At 68.7% G+C, this 24683-nt stretch carries 18 protein-coding genes; 10 read left to right on the top strand and 8 right to left on the bottom strand.

Translation table 11 applies throughout. From position 1 onward, the window contains the following. Positions 1-15 precede the first annotated feature (15 nt). Genes E3N86_RS12910 through E3N86_RS12900 form a run of 3 tightly spaced genes read left to right on the top strand, consistent with a single transcriptional unit; the run spans position 16 to position 3574 of the window. Positions 16-849: a methyltransferase domain-containing protein gene (locus E3N86_RS12910; RefSeq protein WP_134343131.1), complete on the top strand. Its 834-nt coding sequence runs from the start codon at positions 16-18 to the stop codon at positions 847-849. A 3-nt stretch (positions 850-852) separates the two neighbouring features. Further along, positions 853-2289, top strand: coding sequence for a class I adenylate-forming enzyme family protein (locus E3N86_RS12905; protein WP_134512111.1), 1437 nt, complete (start codon positions 853-855; stop codon positions 2287-2289). After that, complete coding sequence (locus tag E3N86_RS12900) at positions 2270-3574, top strand: acetyl-CoA C-acyltransferase (RefSeq protein ID WP_370295505.1); 1305 nt, start codon at positions 2270-2272, stop codon at positions 3572-3574. Before E3N86_RS12905 ends, E3N86_RS12900 begins: the two co-directional genes overlap by 20 nt. Positions 3575-3633: 59 nt before the next feature. On the opposite strand, the gene E3N86_RS12895 is transcribed toward E3N86_RS12900, so the two are convergent. The 3 genes from E3N86_RS12895 to valS are packed head-to-tail and all read right to left on the bottom strand — an operon-like array spanning position 3634 to position 6939. Next, positions 3634-3894: a hypothetical protein gene (locus E3N86_RS12895; protein ID WP_233191554.1), complete on the bottom strand. Its 261-nt coding sequence runs from the start codon at positions 3892-3894 to the stop codon at positions 3634-3636. 6 nt (positions 3895-3900) lie between these two features. Further along, positions 3901-4347 carry a GNAT family N-acetyltransferase gene (locus E3N86_RS12890; protein WP_104103375.1) on the bottom strand — a complete coding sequence of 149 codons (447 nt, stop codon included), beginning with the start codon at positions 4345-4347 and terminating at the stop codon, positions 3901-3903. A gap of 9 nt (positions 4348-4356) precedes the next feature. Further along, positions 4357-6939, bottom strand: a complete 2583-nt coding sequence (gene valS, locus E3N86_RS12885) for a valine--tRNA ligase (RefSeq protein WP_104103378.1) — start codon at positions 6937-6939, stop codon at positions 4357-4359. Between the two features lie 182 nt (positions 6940-7121). Here valS and E3N86_RS12880 point away from each other — a divergent pair, with 182 nt between their 5' ends. Next, positions 7122-7760 carry a cation transporter gene (locus E3N86_RS12880; RefSeq protein ID WP_104103381.1) on the top strand — a complete coding sequence of 213 codons (639 nt, stop codon included), beginning with the start codon at positions 7122-7124 and terminating at the stop codon, positions 7758-7760. A gap of 137 nt (positions 7761-7897) precedes the next feature. On the opposite strand, the gene E3N86_RS12875 is transcribed toward E3N86_RS12880, so the two are convergent. Genes E3N86_RS12875 through E3N86_RS12860 form a run of 4 tightly spaced genes read right to left on the bottom strand, consistent with a single transcriptional unit; the run spans position 7898 to position 13141 of the window. Further along, a complete protein-coding gene (locus tag E3N86_RS12875) occupies positions 7898-9679 on the bottom strand; it encodes an ABC transporter ATP-binding protein (RefSeq protein ID WP_241986113.1) in 1782 nt (593 codons plus the stop codon). After that, positions 9676-10557 carry an ABC transporter permease gene (locus tag E3N86_RS12870; protein WP_104103383.1) on the bottom strand — a complete coding sequence of 294 codons (882 nt, stop codon included), beginning with the start codon at positions 10555-10557 and terminating at the stop codon, positions 9676-9678. The genes E3N86_RS12875 and E3N86_RS12870 overlap by 4 nt, the downstream gene beginning before the upstream one ends. Next, the gene (locus E3N86_RS12865) at positions 10554-11498 is read right to left on the bottom strand and encodes an ABC transporter permease (protein ID WP_255409047.1); all 945 of its coding nucleotides are present in this window, start codon (positions 11496-11498) and stop codon (positions 10554-10556) included. The genes E3N86_RS12870 and E3N86_RS12865 overlap by 4 nt, the downstream gene beginning before the upstream one ends. Next, positions 11486-13141 (bottom strand): ABC transporter substrate-binding protein, encoded by a 1656-nt coding sequence (locus E3N86_RS12860; protein ID WP_134374182.1) that lies wholly within the window; start codon positions 13139-13141, stop codon positions 11486-11488. Before E3N86_RS12860 ends, E3N86_RS12865 begins: the two co-directional genes overlap by 13 nt. 451 nt (positions 13142-13592) lie before the next feature. Here E3N86_RS12860 and ileS point away from each other — a divergent pair, with 451 nt between their 5' ends. From ileS to E3N86_RS12835, 5 genes are all read left to right on the top strand, one after another. Then, positions 13593-17066, top strand: coding sequence for an isoleucine--tRNA ligase (gene ileS, locus E3N86_RS12855; RefSeq protein WP_134512110.1), 3474 nt, complete (start codon positions 13593-13595; stop codon positions 17064-17066). Then, positions 17059-18486 carry a folylpolyglutamate synthase/dihydrofolate synthase family protein gene (locus tag E3N86_RS12850; protein WP_134374178.1) on the top strand — a complete coding sequence of 476 codons (1428 nt, stop codon included), beginning with the start codon at positions 17059-17061 and terminating at the stop codon, positions 18484-18486. Before ileS ends, E3N86_RS12850 begins: the two co-directional genes overlap by 8 nt. Next, on the top strand, positions 18483-18860 hold the full coding sequence (locus tag E3N86_RS12845) for a DUF4233 domain-containing protein (protein WP_158250313.1): 378 nt from the start codon (positions 18483-18485) through the stop codon (positions 18858-18860). Before E3N86_RS12850 ends, E3N86_RS12845 begins: the two co-directional genes overlap by 4 nt. Further along, the gene (ndk, locus tag E3N86_RS12840) at positions 18857-19279 is read left to right on the top strand and encodes a nucleoside-diphosphate kinase (protein WP_104103399.1); all 423 of its coding nucleotides are present in this window, start codon (positions 18857-18859) and stop codon (positions 19277-19279) included. The genes E3N86_RS12845 and ndk overlap by 4 nt, the downstream gene beginning before the upstream one ends. Before the next feature lie 180 nt (positions 19280-19459). Further along, positions 19460-20368, top strand: a complete 909-nt coding sequence (locus tag E3N86_RS12835; protein ID WP_134512109.1) for a cytochrome b/b6 domain-containing protein — start codon at positions 19460-19462, stop codon at positions 20366-20368. Between the two features lie 580 nt (positions 20369-20948). Here E3N86_RS12835 and E3N86_RS12830 read toward each other — a convergent pair. Beyond that, on the bottom strand, positions 20949-21548 hold the full coding sequence (locus E3N86_RS12830; protein ID WP_241973036.1) for a vitamin K epoxide reductase family protein: 600 nt from the start codon (positions 21546-21548) through the stop codon (positions 20949-20951). Positions 21549-21827: 279 nt separating this feature from the next. On the opposite strand from E3N86_RS12830, the gene E3N86_RS12825 reads away from it, so the two are divergent. Then, the gene (locus tag E3N86_RS12825) at positions 21828-24611 is read left to right on the top strand and encodes an Rne/Rng family ribonuclease (RefSeq protein ID WP_134374274.1); all 2784 of its coding nucleotides are present in this window, start codon (positions 21828-21830) and stop codon (positions 24609-24611) included. The last annotated feature ends 72 nt before the right edge of the window (positions 24612-24683 follow it).

The raw sequence follows: 24683 nt of genomic DNA, 5'->3' as shown, positions 1-24683 counted from the left end.
GCCTAGGATCGGTTCATGATCGACGAGCCGGCACGCCCCGAGACCGCGCCCCGGGAGCAGTACACGCACGGGCATCACGAGAGCGTGCTGCGCTCGCATACCTGGCGCACGGTGGCCAACTCGGCGGCCTACCTGATCCCACACCTGGATGCCGGGCTGACCCTGCTCGACGTGGGCTGCGGTCCGGGCACGGTCACGGTCGACCTGGCACGCCGGCTGTATCCCGGTCAGGTCACCGGCATCGATGCGTCGGAGCAGATTGTGCTGCGCGCAGCCGGGCTGGCCTTCGATGAGGGGGTGCGGAACGTGTCGTTCCGGGTGGGTGACGCCTACGCGCTCGGCTTCGCCGACGCGAGCTTCGACATCGTGCACGCGCACCAGGTGCTCCAGCACCTCGCCAACCCCGTCGCCGCGCTGCGGGAGTTCCGGCGCGTGCTGAGACCGGGCGGAATCCTCGCCGCCCGCGACGTCGATTCCGGGGGAGTGATGTACTACCCGAAGCTTCAGGGCCTGCAGCTGTGGGAGAGCGCCTTCCGCGACGTGCAGTACTGGAACGGCGGCGACCCCGACGCCGGGCGCGCTCTCAAAGCCTGGGCGCGCAAGGCCGGGTTCACCGACGTGGCGAGTTCGGCATCCCTTTGGTGCTTCGCCTCGGATGTCGAACGCGAGTGGTGGGGGCAATCCTGGGCCGAGCGGGTGATCGAGTCCGACTTCGCGGCACACGCCATCGAGGTGGGCGCGGCCGACCTCGCCGACCTTCGGATGATGCAAGCCGCATGGCTGCAGTGGGCCGGCGACCCCGATGGCTGGTGCGGTATCCCACACGGCGAGATCGTCGCCAGGAAGTAGCCCGTGCCGTTCCTCGACCGACTCCAACACTGGGCCCAGGTTCAGCCCGACGCCACCGCCGTCGCGGTCGGCGCCGACCGAATCAGCTTCGCCGAGCTCCGCGATGCGGCGGCGGCGATCCTGCCCGCGACGCCCCGGATCTCCAGCGTCTGCCTGCCCCACGGCACCGCGTTCGCCGTTGCCTTCGCCGCGGGCGTCGCCGAAGGCCGCTGCTCTGCGATTCTCAACCCTGACTGGCCGGAGGCGCAGCGCAGGGTGGTCGAGAGCAGCCTGGCGAGGACCGCCGGGTTGGACGGACGGGTCGCCGCCGGCGCGCCCCTGCTCGGCACGGAGCTGCGCGACGGTCCACCCGACAGGGACTTCCTCTACGGGTTCACCTCCGGCACGACCTCCGTACCCAAGGCATTCACGCGCAGCCGAGCCTCCTGGCAGCGCTCGTTCGCGCTGGGCACCGAGTTCTTCGGCCTGACTCGGCACGACCGCACACTGGCGCCCGGCCCGCTCTCTGCCAGCCTCAGCCTCTACGCTTTCGCCGAATCGCTGCACACCGGCTCCGCCTTCTTCGCTCTGCCCCGCTTCTCCGCCGCCGCCGCTGTCGCCTGTGTCACTGTCGAGCAGATCACCCGGATCGTGGCGGCGCCGACCGTGCTGCGTGTGATCGCCGCGCACGCGCTGTCCGTCGGCACGGACGGCAGGCCCCCCACCGGCAGGGGGCTCACCGGCATCGTGAGTGCGGGGGCCAAACTCGACCCGGGAACCCTGTCGATGCTGCGCCTCTGGGCGCCGGACGCCAGCGTGTTCGAGTACTACGGGGCGGCCGAACTGAGCTTCGTGACGGCATCCGTGCTGCGTCCCGGCGAGGTGTCGCCGATCTCGGCGACCGCCGTCGGGCGGGCTCTGCCCGGCGTGGAGGTGCGCATCCAGGACGACGCGGGACGCGCCCTGCCGACCGGCACCCCGGGCACCATCTTCGTGCGCAGCCTTCTGGTGGGCGGCGGGTACGCCTGGGGCGACGACGGCGAGGCGTTCCGCCGCGAGGTCGACTGGTGCACGGTCGGCGACATCGGCTTCCTCGACCCGGCGGCCGTGCTGCACCACCTCGGCCGCCGCGCCGACTTCATCGTCACGTCCGGGCACAACGTCTACCCGCAGCAGGTCGAAGCGGCTTTGCGCGGCCTTCCCGGCGTGGAGGCGGCCGTCGTCACCGGTCTGCCGGACCCCGTTCGCGGGACCCGCGTGGTGGCCGCCGTGATCGCGGGCTCCGAGACGGATGCCGCGCGCATCCGGTCATACGTCGCGGCTCTGCTCGCCGCGCCCCACCGGCCCCGCGCCTACTACGCCCTGGCGGAGCTGCCGCTCACCTCGGCCGGTAAACTCAGCCGGGTGATGCTGCGCCGCTGGATCGAGGAGGGTGACCGTCGTGTGCGCCCGCTCCGCTGACCCAATCCGGCCGGACGCGGTCGGTGCCGACGGCTCCGCTGCTCCCAGCGCCGACACCGTCGATTCGCACGCCGGCCCGCCAACCGACGCTGCCCGGGAACCCGTGATCGTTCTTGCCCGCCGCACCGCCTTCGGCCGCCGCAACGGGGTGTTCGCGCACACCCGTGCCGAAGACCTGCTGGCCCCCGTGCTGAACGCCGTGGTGTCCGGCGGCGGGGTGTCCCCGGCTGCCATCGACGACGTCATCATCGGCAACGCGGCGGGCGGCGGCGGCAATGTTGCCCGCCTCGCCGCGCTGACGGCCGGTCTGCCGGATTCCGTTCCCGGCCTCACGATCGACCGGCAGTGCGGCTCCGGCCTTGAGGCCATCGTGCTGGCCTGCCGGTTGGTTGCCGCCGGCGCTGGCGACCTCTACCTTGCCGGGGGAGTCGAGAGTTGCAGCACGGCCCCGCTGCGTGCGCACCGGCTCACCTCGAGCGCCGGGCAGCCGGACTTCTTCGATCGCGTGCGTTTCGCCCCCGATTCGATCGGCGACCCCGACATGGGCGTCGCCGCCGAGAACGTGGCCGACCGCTACGGCATCTCCCGGCAGCGGCAGGACGCCTTCGCCCTCCGCAGTCACCGGCTGGCCGCCACGGCTGCCGCCGTGCCAGCCCCCGAGATCGTGCCGCTGCCGACAGAGGCCGGCCCGGTTTTCGTCGACGAGGGTCCCCGCCCGGGTCTGACTGAGGCCCTGCTGGCCCGGTTCGCGCCGGTCTTCCGGCCGGGAGGAACGGTCACCGCCGGCAACTCCTGCGCGGATGCCGATGGCGCCGTCGTGGTCCTGGTCACCAGCCGCCGGCGGGCACGCGAACTCGGACTGACCGGCTGGTTATCCTTCGTCGACGCCGCGGTCACCGGCACGGACCCGAACTTCCTCGGCATCGCCGGCGCCGAGGCCGCGCGCCTCGTGCTGCTCCGGCAGGGCCTGACCGGGGCCGACCTGGCTCGGATCGAGTTCAACGAGGCGTTCGCGGCGCAGGTGCTCGCATCCCTCGATCTGCTCGGCGTTGCGGAGGAGCACGCCAACCGCGAGGGCGGAGCGCTGGCCCTCGGGCATCCGTTCGGCGCCAGCGGAGCCCTGCTGGTACTGGGGCTGCTGCGGCAGTGTCGCGCCGCGGCAACGCCGGGGGACGCCGCCCTCGCGGCGGTCAGCATCGCCGGCGGCCTGGGGGTCGCCGCCCTGTTCCGCTGGGAGCAGTCCCTGTCATCGGAGGCAGCAGGCGTCGAACGACTCTCACGCTGACGCACGACCACGGGGTGCGGAGTGGCCCCGCGGAGTACCGGAATGCCGGTCAGCAGAGGTTAGATCCAGTCGTCTTCGTCGTCGAGCACGATCGACGGCTGCGTGATCGTGGCACTGTCCTCGCCCGGGTCATAGCGGATGATCGTGCCGTCGTCGAGCTCGAGCACGGGGTTGCCCTCGAGCCAGGTCAGTGTCCAGCGCCAGGCGCTGGAGTCCTCCGCCAGCGCGGTGAGGTCCTCTTCGACCGCACGGATGGCGATTTCCACCACATGAGGCAGCCCGGCCGGCGCCGGGTGACCCAGAGGCCAGCGGGTTCCCATCTTCACTTACAGCTCGATCTCGTAGGTGACCCAGTCCGTGCGGGTGGCCACATCGTCGTACAGGCGCTGCGCGGTCTCGTTGTCGGCGGCGGTCAGCCACTGCACGGTCGTGAGACGGTCCGCCGCGGCGCACTCCTTGGCGAACTCGATCAAGGCCCGGCCGACGCCCGTGCTGCGGGAGTCCGGCGACACGAACAGGTCGTCCAGGAACAGTCCGCGAGTGGCGGTCAGGGTGCTCGGGACCTCGCGGTAATGGGCGAAGCCGACGAACTCGCCGTCCTCGTCGACAGCCACGGCACCGGCGAGAGACTCGTTCTTGTCGATGATCCAGCTCCAGACCTGGAGCGCTTTCTGATCAGTCAGTTCGCTCTTGTAGAACTCGCTGTAGCCCTCGAAGAGTCCCAGCCATGAGAAGAAGTCCTTGTCGCCGAGCGCGCGTACCTTGATTGACATTCGGTTCTCCTAGTTCTCCAGCACCGTGGCGAGCACGATGTCAGTGACAGCCAATTCGCTGCCCTCAATAAAAACCAACTCCGAGATGCGGCCAACGGCCCTCAGATCGGCTGCAGCCTGCCTGAGCAGGGCAATCTCTGCAGCCGTACCGCTAATTACAGCAGAAACAACGGCGGATTTCTGGGATGCCTTGGCATCCGTTTTCGCGCGGCGGATGCCGGTCAGCGCCCGGCTGCACAGGTCCAGCAGGGCCACGTTGCCGCCCTGCCCTCCGCCGAGCTCGGTCTGAACGGGCCAGGGGGTACGGTGGATGGACCCCTCGTTGGACCAGGACCAGGCTTCCTCGGTCGCGAACGGCACGAACGGGGCGAAGAGGCGCAGCTGGGTGGCCAGGGCGGTGCGCAGGGCGGCGACGGCCGAAGCCTGGCCGGCTCCCGCTTCGCCGTACGCGCGCTCTTTGACCAGTTCGAGGTAGTCGTCGCAGAACGTCCAGAAGAAGCTCTCGGTGAGTTCCAGCGCACGGGCGTGGTCGTAGCCCTCGATCGCGGCGGTGGCGTGGCCGACGACGACGCTGAGCCGAGCGAGCATGCTCTGGTCGAGCGGCTCGGTCACGGGGGCGTCGGCGGCGCCGTCGAAGGCAAGGATGAACTTTGACGCGTTCAGGATCTTGATCGCCAGGCGACGCCCGATTTTGATCTGGGTCGGGTTCTTGGGGTCAAAGGCGGCGTCGGTGCCGAGGCGCGACGACGCGGCCCAGTAGCGCACGGCATCCGAACCGTGCTGCTCGAGCATGTCTGCCGGGGTGACCACATTGCCCTTGGACTTGGACATCTTCTTACGGTCGGGGTCGACGATGAAGCCGGACAGGGCTGCGTGCTGCCACGGCGAGACGCCGTGTTCCAGCTCGGAGCGCAGCAGGGTGGAGAACAGCCAGGTGCGGATGATGTCCTGGCCCTGCGGGCGCAGCGAGTACGGGTAGACGAGATCGAACAGTGCGGGGTCGCGCTCCCAGCCGCCCGCCAGCTGCGGGGTCAGGGAGGAGGTCGCCCAGGTGTCCATCACGTCGACCTCGCCGACGAAGCCGTTCGCCTGGCCGCGCTGCTCGGCAGCAAAGCCCGGGGCGGTGTCGGAGGACGGGTCGACCGGGAGCGTCTCGCGGGTGGCGACGATGGGCTGGTCGAAGAGCGGGTTCGCGTCGGCATCCAGCGGGTACCAGATCGGCAGCGGAACGCCGAAGAAGCGCTGGCGGGAGACGAGCCAGTCGCCGGTGAGGCCGTTGACCCAGTTCTCGTAGCGCACACGCATGAACTCCGGGTGCCACTGCAGGTCGGTGCCGTGCGTGAACAGGCGGGCGCGCAGCTCCTCGTCCCGAGCGCCGTTGCGGATATACCACTGACGGGTCGACACGATCTCGAGCGGTTTGTCGCCCTTCTCGAAGAACTTGACCGGGTGCACGATCGCGCGGGGCTCGCCGATCAGGTCGCCGCCGATGCGGAGCAAGTCGACCACGGCTGCCTTGGCGGAGAAGACGGTCTTGCCGGCCAGCTGCGCGTACGCGGCCTGTCCGGCCTCGCTTGTGATCGCCTCGGGCGCCTCGGCGATGATGCGGCCGTCAAAGCCCATGATGGCGCGGTTCGGAAGGTCGAGTTCACGCCACCAGATCACATCGGTGACGTCGCCGAACGTGCAGATCATGGCGATGCCACTGCCCTTGTCCTTCTGCGCGAGGTGGTGGGCCAGGATCGGCACTTCCACGTCGAAGAGGGGGGTGCGCACGGTCGTGCCGAACAGCGCCTGGTAGCGCTCGTCGTCCGGATGCGCCACGAGCGCCACACAGGCCGGCAGCAGTTCCGGGCGGGTGGTCTCGATCTCGATGGCGCCGCCATCGGGCTTGGCGAAGGCGACCCGGTGGTAGAACGCCGGCATCTCCTTGTCTTCGAGCTCGGCCTGGGCGACCGCGGTGCGGAAGGTGACGTCCCAGAGGGTGGGGGCCATGGCCTGGTAGGCCTCACCGCGCTCGACGTTACCGATGAAGGCGGACTGGGAGGTGACAAGGGAGTCATTGCCGATCGTGCGGTAGGTCTGGGCCCAGTCGACGCTCAGGCCCAGCATGCGCCAAACGGCCTCGAACTGCTTCTCGTCCTCGATGGTGAGGCGCTCGCACAGCTCGATGAAGTTGCGGCGGCTGATCGGCAGCTGGTCGGCGGCTTTGGTGCTTTTGCCGTCTCCGCCCTCGAACGGGGCGGTGAACTCGGTGGCGTAGGGCAGCGACGGATCGCAGCGCACGCCGTAGTAGTTTTGCACGCGCCGCTCGGTGGGCAGGCCGTTGTCGTCCCAGCCCATCGGGTAGAAGACGCTCTTGCCGCGCATCCGCTGGAAGCGGGCGATGACATCCGTGTGGGTGTAAGAGAAGACGTGGCCGATGTGCAGGGAGCCGGAAGCGGTCGGCGGCGGGGTATCGATGGAGAAGATACGCTCCCGCGTGGCCGAGTCACGGTCGAAACGGTAGGTGCCGGCCTCTTCCCACGAGCCGCCCCACTTGGTTTCGAGGCCTTCAAGGGCCGGTTTTTCCGGAACGTTGGCGGCGGTCATGTTTCTCCGATTCGATCTGTGCGGCACCGTGTCGTTGGTGAAGTGCCTGAGTATTGGGCCTTATCCAACTTACCGGATGCCCCGTCGTCCGCCGACTCCGGCCGTCACCAGGCTGCCGGAGCGCCTGCAGCGCCCGGCCGGGCCTCGCCATGAGTGGCAGGATTGGAGCGGGAAGGGGTGCCATGGATGACCCGGGAACACTGTCCGAGGCCCGTCGCACGGTGCTGCGCCGCACGGTGCGCTGGATCGTGGGTTTCACGATCGGCTACAACGTGCTCGAGGCCGTCGCCTCGATCGTGGCGGGCGCCGCGGCATCCTCGACCGCCCTGATCGCCTTCGGCCTGGACTCCGTCATCGAGGTGCTCTCCGCCGCGGTCATCGCGTGGCAGTTCTCCCGTCGCGATCCTGAGCGCTGGCAGAAACCGGCCCTCCGCGCCATCGCGATCGCGTTCTTCACCCTCGCCGGGTACGTGATCCTGGCCGCCGGCCTGAGCTTCGCCGGGGTTGTCGAGGCGGCGCCCAGCCCACTGGGCATCGTCATCGCGTGCCTCAGCCTCGTGATCATGCCCGGGGTGGCAGGCGTGGAGCGCCGGACCGGCGCGGAGCTCGGCAGTGCCAGCGTGATCGCCGACGCCCGGCAGCTGCTGCTCTGCGCGTGGCTGTCCGGGTCGATGCTGCTCGGGCTGGCGGCCAACGCGCTCCTCGGCTGGGCCTGGGCGGACTCGCTCGCCGCCCTCGTGATCGCCGGGTTCGCGATCAAGGAGGGCATCGAGGCATGGCGCGGCGAGGTCGAGCCGCCGGTGGTGCTGCACGTCAACTAAAGGGGTGAGCCCCCGTATCAGGCGGTGGTCTAACCAATTCGACGGAGATTTTGCTCTGGGAGCCGGTTCTCGGGTTCAAACAAGGCGTTTCGGGCAAAATCTCCGTCGAATTCGTTCGGTACGGAGTTGCTCGAGGGTCAGAACCCGATCCGGGGGACCGCGCCGAGCAGGGTCTGCGTGTACGGATGCTCCGGCGCGGCGAAGACCCGGGCCGTTGCGCCGGTTTCGACGATACGGCCGTCCAGCATTACGGCGACCTGGTCGCTGACGTGCTGGATCACCCCGAGGTCGTGGGAGATGAACAGCAGGCTGAGGCCCAGGTTCCGCTGCAGCTCGTCGAGGAGGTCGAGCACCTGGGCCTGCACGGTCACGTCGAGGGACGACACGGGCTCGTCGCAGATCAGGATCTGCGGCCCCGACGCCAGCGCCCGGGCGATGCTCACCCGCTGCCGCTGCCCGCCGGAGAGGGACAGCGGCCGCCGGCCAAGCAGCCCCTGCGGCAGACCCACCGCGTCGAGCAGCGCCAGCACGCGCAGCCGGTCGGCAGCCGAGGCAGTGGCCGCAGTGGCGGCAGTGGCGGCAGTGGCAGCAGTGGCAGCCGAGGCGGATGCCGCGCCGCGCCCGGTGCGCCCGCCGCCGACCGCGTCCCGGAGCACCTGCTCGACGCTCAGCCGCGGGTCGAAGGAGCTGAGCGCATCCTGATAGACCGCACCAAGCCGGGGCCGCAGGAGCCGCCGTTCCTTCTCCGAGGCGGCGCTGAACGGCTGCCCGAGCACCCGCACCTCGCCGGCGTCCGGCCGGGTCAGCGCCAGCGCGAGGCGGGCCGTCGTTGTTTTGCCGGAGCCGGACTCGCCGACGATGCCGAGCGTCGTGCCGCGTTCGAGCCGGAACGAGACCCCGTCGACCGCGAGCTGCTCGGTGCCGTCGGGCCGGGTGAAGCGCTTGACCAGGCCGGTGGCCTCCAGCACCGTGTTGCGGGGAGCGACAGGGTCGGCACGATCTGAGAGAGCGAGAAAGGGCGCGGCGGCGGGCGACACCGGGGCCGCGGCCCGCGGGCTGAGGCGCAGCCCGCGCGGCTTGTCGACCGGGATCGCGGCGAGCATCTGCCGGGTGACCGGATGCTCCGGCCGGGTCAGAATCGCGTGCGCCGGTCCCTGTTCCACGATCCGTCCCTCGCTCAGCACAGCGATCCGGTCGGCGATGCGGCCGACGACGGCCAGGTCGTGGCTGATCAGCAGGATGCCGGTGCCGGCGCGTTTCAGACCCGTCAGCAGCTCCAGGATTTGTGCCTGCACCGTGACGTCGAGCGCCGTCGTGGGCTCGTCGGCGATCAGCAGTGGCGGGTCCAGGGCGATCGCGGCCGCGATCAGGGCGCGCTGGCGCTGGCCGCCGGAGAGTTCGCCCGCGCGCTTCCGCACAGAGTTGCCGGCGTCGGACAGGCCCACCCGGGCCAGCACCTCGAGCACCCGGGCGTGGCGCGCCGCTGCACCGAGGCGGGTGTGCAGTCGCAGCGAGTCGGCGATCTCCCGGCCCACCGGGCGCAGCGGGTCCAGCGACACCAGGGCATCCTGCAGCACCAGGCCCACGTCGCGGCCGCGCCGCCGGCGCCAGCTCTGCTCGGAGAGTCCGCGCACGTCGGAGCCTGCGAGGCTCAGCTCGTCGGCGCGCACCCAGGCGTTGCCGCCGACCAGGCCGAGCAGGCTGCGCGCGGTGACGCTCTTGCCCGAGCCTGACTCTCCCACCAGGGCCAGGCATTCCCCGGGGGCCACCTCGAACGAGACGCCGTTCAGCACCGGGTCGGTATCATTTTGCGGTCCGAAGCCCACGACGAGGTTCTGCACCCGCACGGCCGGGGCAACCCCGCCGTCACCCTCGCCTGGCGCGCCCACCGAAGCGCCCACGCCGCTCTCGTCACTCACGCGCGCCTCACCCGTCGCTCGATGCCGCGACCGAGCGCCGTGGCAGACACCGCCGTCAGCACGATGAACAGCCCGGGGAAGAAGCTCATCCACCAGGCCGAGCCGATGTAGGTGCGCCCGGCGGAGAGCATCGCGCCCCACTCCGCGGCGGGCGGCGCCGAGCCCAGGCCGAGGTAGCTCAGCGCCGACGCCCAGACGATGGCCTGACCGATGCCGAGGGTGCCGAGCACGAACAGCGGCGCGAGCGTGTTCGGCAGGATGTGGCGCATCAGGATCTGGACGGGGCTGCGCCCGAGCACGGTCGCCGCCTCGACGAAGGCCGATGACCGCACCGACAAGAGCTGGCCGCGGATGATGCGGGCGTAGCCGGGAGCGGTCGCCAGGCCCACGGCGATGGTCGCCGTGGCAACGCCCGGCCCGAAGATCAGGATGAAGAGCAGGGCCAGCAGCAGGCCGGGGAACGCGAACAGCACCTCGAGGAACCGGTTCACGGTGAAGTCCACGACCGGGCCGAGCATACCGGCCAGGGTGCCGAGCACGAGGCCCAGGCCGAGGCCGATCACGGTGGCGAGGGTGCCGATCAGCAGGGAGCTGCCGGTGCCGTGGCTGACCCGGGTATAGATGTCCCGGCCGGACTCGTCGGTGCCGAACCAGTGCGCGGGTGAGGGGGTCTGAAACGCGGACAGCGGGTCGATCCCGAGCGGGTCGCCGGGCGCTACGAGCGCGGGGAACAATGCCGCCGTGACCAGGAACAGCGCGAACAGGCCCGCCAGGACCTCGGCCACGCCGAACCGGCGAATGCGGGGCGCGCGCGGCGACTGGGGCGCGCCGGTGCGCGGCGACCGGCCCAGCCCGGCCTGGATCTCGAGGTCGCTCATCGTGCCCGCAGCCTCGGGTCGGCGATGCGCTGGGCCAAATCGGTGAACAGGGTCATCAGGATGTACCCGACGGCCACGATCAGCACAGCACCAACCACGACCGGCACGTCGCGCACGGTCACCGCGTTCAGAAGCGTGCGGCCGAGGCCCGGCCGGGCGAAGATGGTCTCGACCACCACTGCCCCGCTGATCAGGGAGCCGAATGCCCAGCCGGAGAGGCTGATCGCTGGCAGTGACGCGTGCCGGATCACGTGCACCCAGCGCACCCCGCGTTCGCTCTCGCCCCGGGCGCGGGCGGAGAGCACGAATGGGGATTCCAGCGCGGTGAGCAGGGACTCCCGCATGATCTGGCCAAGGAACCCGGCCAGCGGCACGGCGAGGGTGAGCACCGGCAGCACCAGCCCGGAAACCCCGGAGGTACTGATCGGCGGCAGCCAGCCCAGCCAGACGCTGAACAACACGATCAGCGCTGTCGCGAGCCAGAAGTGAGGGAGCGCGGCAGCCACGATCTCCAGACCGGAGCCCAGGTACCAGGCGACGCGCCCGCCGCGGGTCGACCAGGTGGCCAGCCCGAGGGCGAGCAGCCAGGCCACAGCGAGGGCGAGCACGGCCAGCAGCAGGGTGCCGCCGAGCTGGCCGACCAGGAGCGGGGCGACGTCCTGGTCCAGTGAGTAGGAGCGGCCAAGATCCCCGGTGGCCAGGCGAGCCAACTGTGCCAGGTACTGCACGAGCACGGGCTGGTCGAGCCCGTATTCCGCCCGCACCGCGGCGAGCGCCTCCGGGGAGGTCTGCGAGCCGGGGCCACCCAGGATGGCCTCGGCCGGGTCTCCGGGAATCAGACGGATGGCGAAAAAGGTGAGCGTGGCCACCATCCAGAGCACCAGCACCGCCCCTCCCAGGCGGGCCAGGACGACCCGGGCTGCCCGCGCTACTTCAGCCACGCATCGTAGAACGTGGGCGTCGACACGGTCGGCAGCGCCCGCGCGCCCACCACATCGGTGCCGAGCAGGTAGTGGTTCTGCTGGTCGAAGAGCGGCAGGATGTAGAAGCCCGCGAGCACCTGGTTCTGCGCGTCGGCGTAGAGGGCGGCGCGTTCATCGGCATCCGTCACCTGGCCGGCCTGGGTGAGTAGGGCGTCGATGGCCGGGTCGTTCACCTGGGCGTGATTGGCGAAGTAGCCGCTGGGTGCCGGGGTGATCCCGTCGGAGTGGAAGAGGATGCGCAGAACGTCGGGTCCGACCTTCGTGTACGGCGCGCTGACGGCGTCGTAGTCGTTCTCGCCCAGCGCGGTGTACCAACTGGAGAGGTCCATCGGGCTGAGCAGAACCTCGAAGCCGGTCTTCTTCGCGGTGGCCTGGATCTGCTCGAACAGGGACTGCTCCGCCGGAATGGACTGGTTCGTACTCACCGGGAAGTCGACCGTGAGGCGCACGCCGTCTTTCACCCGGTAACCGTTGGAATCACGCTCGGTCCAGCCGGCGGAATCGAGGAGGTCCGAGGCAGCCTCAGGGTCGTACGCGAACAGGTCCGGGCCCGACACGGCGAGGGGTTCGACGCTGGAGAGGGCGGAGTAGGAGCGCTCGGCCGTGCCCCGGAAGAGGCTGGTGACGGCGTCGTCGACATTCGCCGAGCGGATGAACGCCTCCCGCACGAGCGGGTCGTTGAAGGGCGCGCGGCCGGAGTTCAGTTCGATTCGGTTCGAGGCACCCGGGCGAGGGGCGTCGAGGTGCACGATGGTGTCGCTCTTCTCGGCCTGCACGATGGTGTCGGGCTGGGCGTTGTCGATCACGTCGGCGTCGCCGGACTGCAGAGCCGCGTAGCGGGACGCGGAGTCGGGGATGAAGCGCCAGACGATGGAGTCGAGGTAGGCAGGCCCGGTGTGCGCGGCATCCGCGGGCGGGGAGTTGTACTTCTCGTTCCGCACCAGGGTGATCGATTCCTGCTGTACCCACTTCTCGACCTGGAAGGGGCCGGTGCCGACCGGGGAGGCGCAGTTCTCGTCCTGGCTCCGGGCCAGCGCGGTGGGCGATTCGATCGCCAGCCACGGCTGTGACAGGGATTCGAGCAGGGCGCTGTCGGGTTCGCTGAGCGTAAGGCGCACAACGTTGGTGGAGACCGCGTCGGTGCCGGTGACCTTCCCCAGAGCGAGGTAGCCGGTCGACGAGGCCGTTTCCGGGTCTTGGATGTGCGCGATATTCGCCTGCACGGCGGCGGCGTCGAGCGGGGTGCCGTCGGTGAAACTCACGCCGGCGGCGAGCGTGAAGTCCCAGGCCAGCCCGTCGGCGCTCTCGGTCCACGAATCTGCCAGCCAGGGGATGATCTCACCGTCCGCGTTGCGGGACACAAGCGACTCAAGGTACTGCGTGCTGACCAGGGCCTGCGGGTAGTTGCCGCCCACGTGCGGGTCCAGGCAGGTGGGCTCGGCGTCGCCGGATGCGTAGGTCAACGTGCCGCCGGTGAGAGGCCGGGTGGCTTCGGGGGACTCAGCGGTGGCGCAGCCGGTGAGCAGGATGCCGGTGGCGGCGAGGCCGACCAGCCCGGTCAGGGTGCGCGCTGTGCGATGGGTGTACCCCGAAGTGTGCATTATGGGTCTCTTTCCGCGGCGCCCGATGGGCCGAGTGTGCACCTGCTGGACCCGCAAGATTAGGGGCCTCGGGCACGTGTTGGACGGGGTCCACAAATAAAATGATTGAGGACCATCGTAGAACACAGGAGAGCTGTTCGCTGAGCAGACGTGTGCGGGCACCGCGCGCTGTACACCCGGGGGTAGGCGCAGGGTAGACTTTTCAAGTAGGACTGTGATCCGGCTATCACCGGTGAGTCTTCGGAAGAACGGCAACCACCCTCGCGGTGGTTCTCAGTAGAACCGAACGGGTCGGGCCCGTCACAGCCTCAGAACAAGCGGTTTTCCGAAGCCTCGGCTCCGGGAGACAAGCGAGGTGGTACCGCGGCGAATCCCGTTCGGAGTCGGCGTCCTCGTGGAACAGGGGCAGATCTGTGAATGACACAACCTGCCCGACTCGTCCAGGAGAGACATGACGTACCCCAAAGGCCAGCAGTCCGCTTCTCCCGCCCAACCCGGCGGCATCGTGCCCTCACCGAACTTTCCCCAGATCGAAACCGAGGTGCTCGCGTTCTGGAAAGCCGACGGCACCTTCCAGGCGTCGATCGACAACCGTGCGGATGCCCCCGAGTGGGTCTTCTATGACGGCCCGCCGTTCGCCAACGGGCTGCCGCACTACGGCCACCTGCTGACCGGGTACGCGAAGGACCTCTTCCCGCGCTTCCAGACCATGCGCGGCAAGCAGGTGCACCGCCGGTTCGGCTGGGACACGCACGGCTTGCCGGCCGAGCTCGAAGCCGAACGCGAGCTCGGCATCACCGACAAGAGCGAGATCGAGAAGATGGGCATCGGGGCCTTCAACGCCGTCGCCCGCAGCTCCGTGCTCAAGTACACCAAGGTGTGGGAGGAGTACGTCACCCGCCAGGCGCGCTGGGTCGACTTCGAGAACGACTACAAGACGCTCGACATCACCTTCATGGAGTCCGTGATCTGGGCCTTTAAGCGCCTGCACGACAAGGGCCTGGCCTACGAGGGCTACCGGGTGCTGCCGTACTGTTGGCGCGACCAGACACCGCTGTCCAACCACGAACTGCGCATGGACGACGACGTCTACAAGATGCGCCAGGACCAGACCGTCACGGTCACCTTCCCGCTGGTCGGCGCCAAGGCCGAAGCCCTCGGGCTGACCGCCGTGCGCGCCCTGGCCTGGACGACCACCCCCTGGACCCTCCCGACGAACCTGGCGCTCGCCGTGGGCCCGGAGATCGTCTATGCCGTCGTGCCGGCCGGGCCGAACGGCACCCCGGACGCCACCGTGCTGCGGGAGGCCGTTTCCGGGGCGGATGCCGCGGCATGCGTCGCAACCACCGAGGTTTTCGGCGCCGAATACCTGATCGCGATCGACCTGGTCGGCAACTACGCCAAGGACCTCGGCTACGACTCGGCGGCAGAGGCGACCGCGGCGATCTCCCGCACGGTTCTCGGCAGCGCCCTGGAGGGCGTCAGCTACGACCGCCTCTTCGACTACTACGCCGACACCGCGGTCTGGGGCACCGAGAACGCCTGGACCGTCGTCGTGGCCGACTACGTCACCACCGCCGACGGAACCGGCATCGTGCACCAGGCGCCCGCCTACGGCGAGGAGGACCAGAAGATCTCCATGGCCGCCGGCATCCCGGTGATCATCTCCCTCGACGCGGGCGGCAAGTTCCTCTCCGACGTGCCCGAGGTCGCCGGCCAGCTCTGGAGCGACGCGAACAAGCCGCTCACCCAGCTGATCAAGAATGAGGGGCGCCTGCTGCGCCAGGCCAGCTACGAGCACTCCTACCCGCACTGCTGGCGCTGCCGCAACCCGCTGATCTACAAGGCCGTGTCGAGCTGGTTCGTGCGCGTCACGGACTTCCGCGAGCGTCTGGTGGACCTGAACCAGGACATCAATTGGGTGCCGGAGAACGTCAAGGACGGCCAGTTCGGCAAGTGGATCGGCAACGCCCGCGACTGGTCGATCAGCCGCAACCGGTACTGGGGTTCGCCCATCCCAGTCTGGAAGAGCGACAATCCCGACTATCCGCGCGTCGACGTCTACGGCTCGCTCGACGAGCTCGAGGCGGACTTCGGCGTGCGCCCCACCGACCTTCACCGCCCCTATATCGACGCGCTCACCCGACCCAACCCCGACGACCCCACCGGGCGGTCCACCATGCGGCGCATCACGGATGTGCTCGACGTCTGGTTCGACTCCGGCTCGATGCCGTTCGCGCAGGTGCACTACCCGTTCGAGAACGCCGACTGGTTCGACAGCCACAACCCGGCCGACTTCATCGTGGAGTACATCGGCCAGACCCGCGGCTGGTTCTACATGCTGCACACGCTCTCCACCGCCCTGTTCGACCGTCCGGCCTTCAAGAACGTGGTCAGCCACGGCATCGTGCTCGGCAACGACGGCCAGAAGATGTCCAAGTCGCTGCGCAACTATCCCGACGTGAACGAGGTGTTCGACCGGGACGGCTCGGATGCCATGCGTTGGTTCCTGATGAGCTCCTCCGTGCTGCGCGGTGGCAACCTGATCGTCACCGAGGAGGGCATCCGCGAGGGTACCCGCCAGGTTATGCTCCCGCTCTGGAGCACCTGGTACTTCTTCTCCCTCTACGCCAACGCGTCCGGCGAGAACGGCTACGACGCCACCTGGCGCACCGACTCGACCGACGTGCTCGACCGCTACCTGCTGGCCAAGACCCGCGATCTGATCGTGGAGGTCACTGCCGACCTCGAGAACCTCGACAGCACCCAGGCGACCGCTCGAATCCGGGACTTCGCCGACGTGCTCACCAACTGGTACGTTCGCCGCTCGCGCGACCGGTTCTGGGCCGGCGCCGGGGCCTCTGTCTCGGTCTCGACGGTCTCATCCACCGGAAACGAGGCTTTCGACACGCTCTACACCGTGCTCGAAACGGTGACGCGGGTGGCCGCCCCGATGCTCCCGCTCGTCACCGAGCGTATCTGGCAGGGCCTCACCGGCGGTCGCAGCGTGCACCTGACCGACTGGCCCGACGCCGAATTGTTCCCGGCCGATGCCGTTCTCGTCACCGCGATGGACCAGGTGCGCACCATCAGCTCCACCGTGCTGTCACTGCGCAAGCAGTCCGGGCTGCGCGTGCGTCTGCCGCTGGCCACTCTGACCGTGGTCACCACCGACACGGCGGCCCTGGCCCCGTTCGAGGGCATCCTGCGCGACGAGCTGAATGTGAAGAGCGTGCGTTTGGTCGAACTGGCCGACGACAGCGCGAGCGCCTACGGCATCACCTCCCGGCTCACCGTGAACGCCCGGGCAGCCGGCCCGCGACTCGGCAAGCAGGTGCAGCAGGTCATCAAGGCCGCCCGCGCCGGCGACTGGAGCGAAACCGACGGCGTAGTCACCGCCGGCGGTACCCCGCTCGCCGCGGGGGAGTACGAACTCGTGCTGCAGACCGGTCCGGCCGACGGTTCCGCCGTCGCTGACGACACGGCGGCGGATGCCCCGGCTCTGGCGCTCCTGGCGGGCGGCGGTTTCGTGCTGCTGGAGACGCAGACCACCCCGGAACTCGAGGCGGAGGGCTTCGCCCGCGACCTGATCCGCGCCGTGCAGGACACCCGCAAGTCGGCCGGATTCGAAGTGAGCGACCGCATCCGTCTCGACCTCGTCTTCTACTCCGCCGAGGACGCCGCGACCTTCGCCCTTGCGGCCGGCGTCGACGTCGCTGCGGAGACCCTGACCCTCCGGTTCGCCACCCATGTGGCCACCGAGGTGTCCGATGACAGCCTGGCGCACGGTCTGCCGGCCGAATGGCTGCAGAGCCTGGTCGGCTTCCCCGTCGAGCACTACGTGCTTTACGAGGCTGGTCACTATGCCAACCGGGGGACCGTCCTGGTCGCCGTCGCCCGAGAGAACGGACTCGTCCATGTCTGAACCCAAGAAGCCCGGATCGAAGAAGCCCGGATCGAAGGAGCCCGGATCGAAGAGGCCGCGCCAGTCCTCCGACGCCGGCCGTGAGGCCGGGGACGCCGTCTTCGCCGCCCTCCTCGCCCGCGTGGGCGAGGGTGCGCCGAAGCCGCGTCTGGCCCCGACCCGGCGGGCGCTCGAACTGCTGGGTGACCCTCAGACCGTCTACCCGGTGATCCATATCACCGGCACCAACGGCAAGACCAGCACGAGCCGCATCACCGAGAGCATCGTGCGCGCCTACGGGCTGCGCACCGGACTGATGACGAGCCCGCACCTGGTGCGGCTCAACGAGCGCATCGTGATCGACGGGGAGTTCATCACCGATGAGGCCCTGGCCGCGAACTGGGCCGACATCGAACCCTTCCTGGCCATGGTCGACGCGGAGCTCGAGGCGGCAGGCGACGACGTGCTCACCTTCTTCGAGGCGCTCACCGTGCTGGCCTTCGCCTGCTTCGCCGACGCCCCCGTCGACGTCGCCGTGATCGAGGTCGGCATGGGCGGCGAGTGGGATTCCACCAACGTCGCCGACGGGCAGGTGGCCGTGTTCACGCCCATCGCCCTCGACCACACGCTCCGCCTCGGCAACACGATCGCCGAGATCGCCCGCACCAAGGCCGGCATCATCAAGCCGTCCGCCGCCGTGGTCTCCGCCCGGCAGGGCGAGGCGGCGCAGGCCGAACTCGAGCGGGCCGCCGAGCTGACCGAATCGACCCTGGCCAGTGAGGGCGAGGATTTCGTCCTGCTCAAAAACCAGGTCGCCGTGGGCGGGCAGCTCATCTCGGTGCGCGGCCTCGCCGGCACCTACTCGGACCTGTTCCTGCCGCTGTACGGCACGCACCAGGCGCAGAATGCGGCCGTCGCGATCGCCGCCGTCGAGTCCTTCCTCGGGGCCGGCACCACGGCGCTCTCGCATGACCTGGTCGAGGAGGGCCTCGCGCAGGTCACCTCGCCCGGACGCCTGCAACTGATCGGAATCGCACCGACCGTCCTGGTGGATGCCGCGCACAATCCGCACGGAGCGGCCGCCCTCAGCACTGCACTGGCCGACTACTTCGACTTCGACGAGATTGTGGCCGTGGTGGGCATCCTCACCGACAAGGATGCGACCGGCATCATCACCGCGCTGCAGTCCAAGGTGGTGCGGTTCCACGTCACACAGTCGCAGTCCGAGCGCGCGATCGGCGTCGACGACCTCGCCGATCTGATCGCCGACCTCGGCAGCGAGGAGACAACCGTCCGGTTCGACGACCTCGCGCAGGCCCTCGACTCCGCCAGGGACTGGGCCCTCGAGTCGCCCAAGCGGGCTGTGATCGTGACCGGGTCGATCACCCTCGTCGGCGAAGCCATCATTCTGGCCGACGCACGGGAATGGCTGGCGAAATGACGTCCGCTCCCCGCTCGGTGAAGCGCACGCTCGCGACGATCGTGCTCGGCTTCGAGGTCATCGTGGTTGCCCTCGCCGCCCTGGTGATCTTCGGTCTGCAGGCGTTGCCGCCGTGGCTCGCCCTCGGCGGCGGAGCCGTGCTGGGGCTGGCCATGGTCGCCGTGCTCGCGCTGCTCCGTTACGAGTGGGCCTACGTGGTCGGCTGGATCCTCCAGCTGATCATGGTGGCCGCCGGCTTCCTCAATCCGGCCATGTTCTTCGTCGGCGGCATGTTCGCCGCCATGTGGACGTACTGCATGATCGCCGGCTCCCGGATCGACAACCAGAACCAGAACTTTCCCAACAACGAGAACAACGAGAAGGAGAACTCATGAGCACCCAGGTCCAGGAAACGCTCGTATTGGTCAAACCGGATGGCGTTGCCCGCAACCTCTCCGGCGAGATCCTGCGTCGCATTGAGCAGAAGGGGTACTCCCTCGTCGACGCGAAGCTCGTGCAGGCCGACAGGTCCCTGCTGGCCGAGCATTACGCCGAGCACCAGGGCAAGCCGTTCTTCGAACCTCTCGTGGAGTTCATGGAAAGCGGTCCGATCCTCGTGCTGCGCATCGCCGGCGAACGCGTGATCGAGGGCTTCCGCTCCCTGGCCGGCACAACCGACCCGACCACCGCGGCTCCCGGCACCATCCGCGGCGACTTCGGCCGAGACTGGGGCACCAAGGAGCAGCAGAACCTCGTGCACGGCTCCGACTCGCCCGAGTCGGCCGACCGCGAACTGGCCCTCTGGTTCGACTGACCCGTACCGACCGGGGAACAGCCACTGACCGGATGCTTGGAGGCGGCTGTTCTCGTCGGTACCAGATGTCGTTGCTTTGTGCACCAAGCGCACCGCTGTCGCAGAATGGCCGATGATGGCAGAGCCCCGCTGAGCATGTGCCGACATCCTCTTTGATTCGTCTGACTAGAAAGCCTCACCATGCCGCATGCCCGGAACCCCTGGTTCAATCTGGTCTGGGCAATCCCGCTGGCGATCATCCTGCTGGTCGCCGTCGTGCTCGCCGCCCGGGGCATCCGTTCCCTGCCGATGGCGCAGGAGTTCCTGGTCGACTTCCCGGGGGCCTCGCCGTTGCCGTCGTGGGCCCCCGTCGGCTTCCCCGCGTGGCTGGCGTGGCAGCACGGCCTGAATGTTTTCTTCCTGCTCTTCATCGTGCGTTCGGGTTGGCAGATCCGCACGGCCGGGCGCCCGAGCATGTTCTGGACCCGGCGCAACACCGGCCTTTTTCGAACCCGACGTGCCCCCCGCCGGTTGGGCATCAACCTCTGGCTGCACCTCGCGGTGGATGCCCTTTGGGTACTCAACGGGATCGTCTTCTACGTGCTGCTGTTCGTCACCGGTCAGTGGGTGCGCATCGTGCCGGTCAGCTGGGACATCATTCCGAACGCACTCTCGGCCGCCCTCCAGTACGCCTCACTGGACTGGCCGATCACCGACGGCTGGGTGAACTACAACGCGCTACAAACTCTGAGCTACTTCAGCATCGTGTTCGTGGCCGCGCCGCTCGCCTTGGCCTCGGGCATCCGTCTGTCACCGCTCTGCACGTCGCGCCGGCTTGGAGAACTGATCCCGCTGCGCCCGACCAGGGCCGTGCACGTGGGCGTGATGGTCTTTTTCCTTGCATTCATCGTGATCCACGTCACGCTGGTGTTCGCCACCGGTGCCCTGCGCAACCTGAACCACATGTACGCGGCGCAGAGCGACGACGGCTGGACCGGATTCTGGATCTTCGCCGCATCCCTGGTCGTGATGCTCGTGGCCTGGGTCGCCGAGGGTCCCCGACTGCTGCGGGCGGTCGCCTCTCTCGGCGGAACCGTAACCACGCGCTGAGCCGCGGTGCTGGCTGAGCCGGCCGATGGCTCTGCCGGTCGAAACCCGGTGGTTGTGTACCCCCCCTTCCCCCCTCGGCCGGGGTCCCTCCCTGGCCTTGTCTACGGCTGCCTGGGCCGCGTCGCGGGCCAGGGCTTCGGCGAACCGGCGGGCCTGATCGACCTGTTCGGCCAGGTGGGCGTCGACCCAGGGCGGCGTCCGCCTGGGTCTCCCGGATGGCGTCGAAGTGACGACCCAGGCGTTCTAGCTGCTCACTGTATGAGGACTTCATGAGACAAACGCTACGGGCAGCCACTGACATTCCATGCCCCAGATCGGCACCTGTCAGCGCCCTGTGGATAACCTGATCAAACGCGTATTGTGGTGGAAAGGGAACAGCCGTCGCGGGGCGCGCAGCACGCATCCGTCGTCGCATAAAAGCGGAGATTTTCGGGAAACGCCGGTTGTGGCGCCGTGAGCGGCGTGTCGCAAAAATTTCCGAGGTTAGCAACCGCAACGGATGCCCGGAGCGGCAACCTCCGGCCGCCACGTCACCGGAGCTCGACCACCGGGTCTCAACCGGACGGGGGCAGGGTCGCCATTACAGGCGGTTCAGGAAGTCCATCTCGACCTGGGCGATGACGGCGGCGATCAGATAGCAGACGATCGTGATCACAATGATCCAGGAGGAGGCGACGGATGCCAGGCGCCGCACGCGCGGCCCCGCTGGGAGGTTGCCCGACGTGAGGTTGTGCAGCGTCACGGCTAGGAACATTGGGATCGTGACCGTCCAGGTCACCATGCACCACGGGCAGAGCACGTCGAGCTCGAAGAAGCTCTGCGCCATCAGCCAGATCACGAACGCGAGGGCGCCGGTGACGCCCACGTTCAGCGCGATCCAGAACCAGCGGGCTAACCGCGCCCCGGCCAGGATCGCGGCGCCGATCGCGATGACGACCGGCCAGGCCATCAAGCCGATCACCGGGTTGGGGAAACCGAGGATGGCACCCTGCCACGATCCCAGGTTGGTGCTGCAGCCCACCAGCACACTGAAGTTGCAGGAAAGCTGGGCCTGCGGGTCCTCGAGGATCGCGAACTTGTCGACGGTCAGGAGGAAAGCCGCGGTGAGGGCGATCAAACCACCGATGATGAAGAAGATGGCGAGCCCGATGGGGCGCTTGACGGGCGGGTTGTGGGGCACGTTTGGATTATGTCATGTGCCTCGCATGTGTTCCTGAGAATGCATGCGATAATCGGAACAGTCGCTTGGGCCGCGCTCAAGTTGACGCCATACAAGTCTTAATGGGCCGTAAAGGCCCAGATTCATTGGTCCCACGACCAAAGGTATTAGCAGCCAGAGCCAAGAGCCGGTTGCGAACGACGAGGATTTCCGAGGGTTTCGCGCAAGCGTGATCCTCGCACGAGAGAGTAGCCGGATGGGTGGCGCGGTCGCCCACACTGGTCAAGGAGCGCGCCAGTGATGGTGGAAGACAACGAAAACATCAAAAAACGCAAGGGTTTATTCGGCACCCGCCGCACCTCGCGGAGGGCTGCCACCCCGGTGGCCGTTCCGGAGGCCGCGCCTGAGAACAACAGTGCGCAGCACAATGACGCCGCACAGAACGTCGCTGCGGCGACGCGCGAGCCGCTTTCAGCAGCGCAGACACCCCGCGTCCACACCGACGACGCCGTGACCGAGCCGGCAGCCGCCGCTCCGTTCGGCGAAACCCCCGACTCAGAACAGGACGCTGCCGTGGAACCGACGCCGCCGCCCACCCCGACCGCCGATGTGGTTCGCCGCCCGTCCACCTCGCTGGTGTTCCAGGCCCCGGTCATCGTGCCGCAACCGGCCCGCACCGGAGCGCGCCGCGACACCGCGCGCCAGGACCAGCGCCAGGACACCGGCCAGGACATCCGTCAGGACCATGACGACGAGGGCGACGAGTCGTCGACCGTTCGTCGTCGCGCCCGTCGGCGCACCGGCGACGAGAACCGGTCCGGATCCGACGACCCCGCGAACACCGTTGTTCGCGTGCGTACGCCCCGCGAACCCGAACTCATCACCGAACCCCAGCGGATCAAGGGGTCGACCCGCCTCGAGGCCAAGAAGCAGCGCCGCCGTGACGGCCGCGATGCCGGGCGCCGTCGCCCGGTGATCACCGAGGCCGAGTTCCTCGCCCGCCGCGAATCCGTCGACCGGGTCATGGTCGTGCGGGCCAAGCAGAATAAGATTCAGATCGGGGTGCTGGAAGACGGTGTGCTGGTCGAGCACTACGTCGCCAAGAATCAGGATGCCTCGCTGATCGGAAACGTCTACCTGGGCAAGGTGCAGAACGTGCTGCCGAGCATGGAAGCAGCCTTCGTCGACATCGGACGCGGCCGCAACGCCGTGCTGTACTCGGGTGAGGTCGACTGGGAGGCTGCCGCCGAGAACTCCGGCAACAGCAGCCAGGCTCGGCGCATCGAGCTCGCGCTCAAGCCGGGCGACAAGGTGCTCGTGCAGGTCACGAAGGACCCGATCGGGCACAAGGGTGCGCGACTCACCAGCCAGGTGTCACTGCCCGGCCGCTACCTCGTCTACGTGCCGAACGGCTCGATGAACGGGATCAGCCGCAAGTTGCCCGACACCGAGCGGGCGCGCTTGAAGAAGATCCTCAAGGAGGTTCTTCCCGAGAACGTGGGAGTCATCGTGCGCACCGCGGCCGAGGGTGCCACCGACGAGCAGCTCACGCTCGACGTCAACCGGCTCACCTCGCAGTGGGCGTCCATCGCCAAGCAGGTCGACACGGTGCAGGCACCGGCCCTGCTGCACAGCGAACCGGACCTTCTGATCAAGATCGTGCGGGATGTCTTCAACGAGGACTTTCAGAAGATGGTCATCTCCGGCGAGGAATCCCGGGAGGTCATCGAGGCCTACCTGCGCCAGGTCGCACCGGACCTGGTGGAGCGCGTGGAGCGCTACGAGGGCGAGAACGACGCCTTCGACGAGCACCGCATTTCGGAGCAGATCGAGAAGGCCCTCGACCGCAAGGTCTGGCTACCGTCCGGTGGCTCCCTCGTGATCGACCGCACCGAGGCCATGACCGTCGTCGATGTCAACACCGGCAAGTTCGTCGGCTCTGGTGGAAACCTCGAGGAGACCGTCACGAAGAACAACCTCGAGGCTGCCGAAGAGATCGTTCGCCAGCTGCGTCTGCGCGACATCGGCGGCATCATCGTCGTCGACTTCATTGACATGGTCCTCGAAACCAACCGCGACCTCGTGCTGCGCCGCATGCTCGAATGCCTGAGCCGCGACCGCACCAAGCATCAGGTCGCCGAGGTCACCTCGCTCGGGCTTGTGCAGATGACCCGCAAAAAGCTCGGTCTCGGACTCCTGGAATCATTTAGCGAGAACTGTGAAGCCTGCGCCGGCCGAGGCATCGTCATCCACCACGACCCGGTGCTCAAGCACCGCCAGACGGCTCAGCCGGCCATGGAGCGTCGCCCGCGCAGCAAGTCGGGCACCAATTCCGGCGGCGACAACGGGCACCGCGGCGGAAACGGAAACGGAAACGGAAACGGTACCAACTCCGCAGCCGTGCACGCGTCTCAGGCCGATGCCGGCAAGTCCGGACACGGCACCCACGGCATCACCGAGGATGCCAAGCACGCCCTCGCCCTGATCGCCGCCCGCACCATCCCGCGCGCCCTGACCGGCTCGATCCCGATCATTGCCCCGCCTGAGGCGATGCCGGAATCGGTTCCCGCGGAGAAGGCGGCCGCCCCCGCGGCCTCAGCCGACGGGTCATCTGTCGACGCGGCGACCGCCGCATCAGTCAACCCGGCCGACGAGGCCAACCCGATCGAGGAGGCCGTGAATGAGGCAGTCGCGGCCGAGACGTCTGCACCGTCGGCACGCCGCAGCCGTAGGGCGTCCTCCACGCCCCGCCAGCGGGACGCAGCGCCCATCGTGACCCCGGAAACCCCGGTGCAGGACGCGCAGCAGACCCCGGTCGAGGCGCCTGCCGCGCACGAGGCCGCAGCGCCCGACGACGACGAGCCCGTCGCCATCCTGGACATCCCGGTCAAGAAGTCCTCCCGTAGCCGCCGCACGGTCAGCAAGCAGGTCACCGACCAGCTGCTGGACTCGGTGCTGGACGCCCTGCCCGAGCCCAAGCAGCCGGGCCAGGGGCGTTCGCGCAGCCGGCGGGTGACGACGGCCGGCGGATCCACCGGGTCGGCCCAGCCGATCATGACCACGGCCCCGGATTCCCAGCAGTAACGAGAATCCCTGCAGGAACGAATCGAGTCGATCGGGAGACCGGCGGCGCACAGCCCACGGGGCTGGGCGTCG

The organism is Cryobacterium sp. Hz7, from assembly GCF_004402815.1.
Lineage (GTDB): Bacteria > Actinomycetota > Actinomycetes > Actinomycetales > Microbacteriaceae > Cryobacterium > Cryobacterium sandaracinum.
Note: the sequence above shows the minus strand (reverse complement) of the source record. Positions and strands in the feature narration are given on the sequence as shown.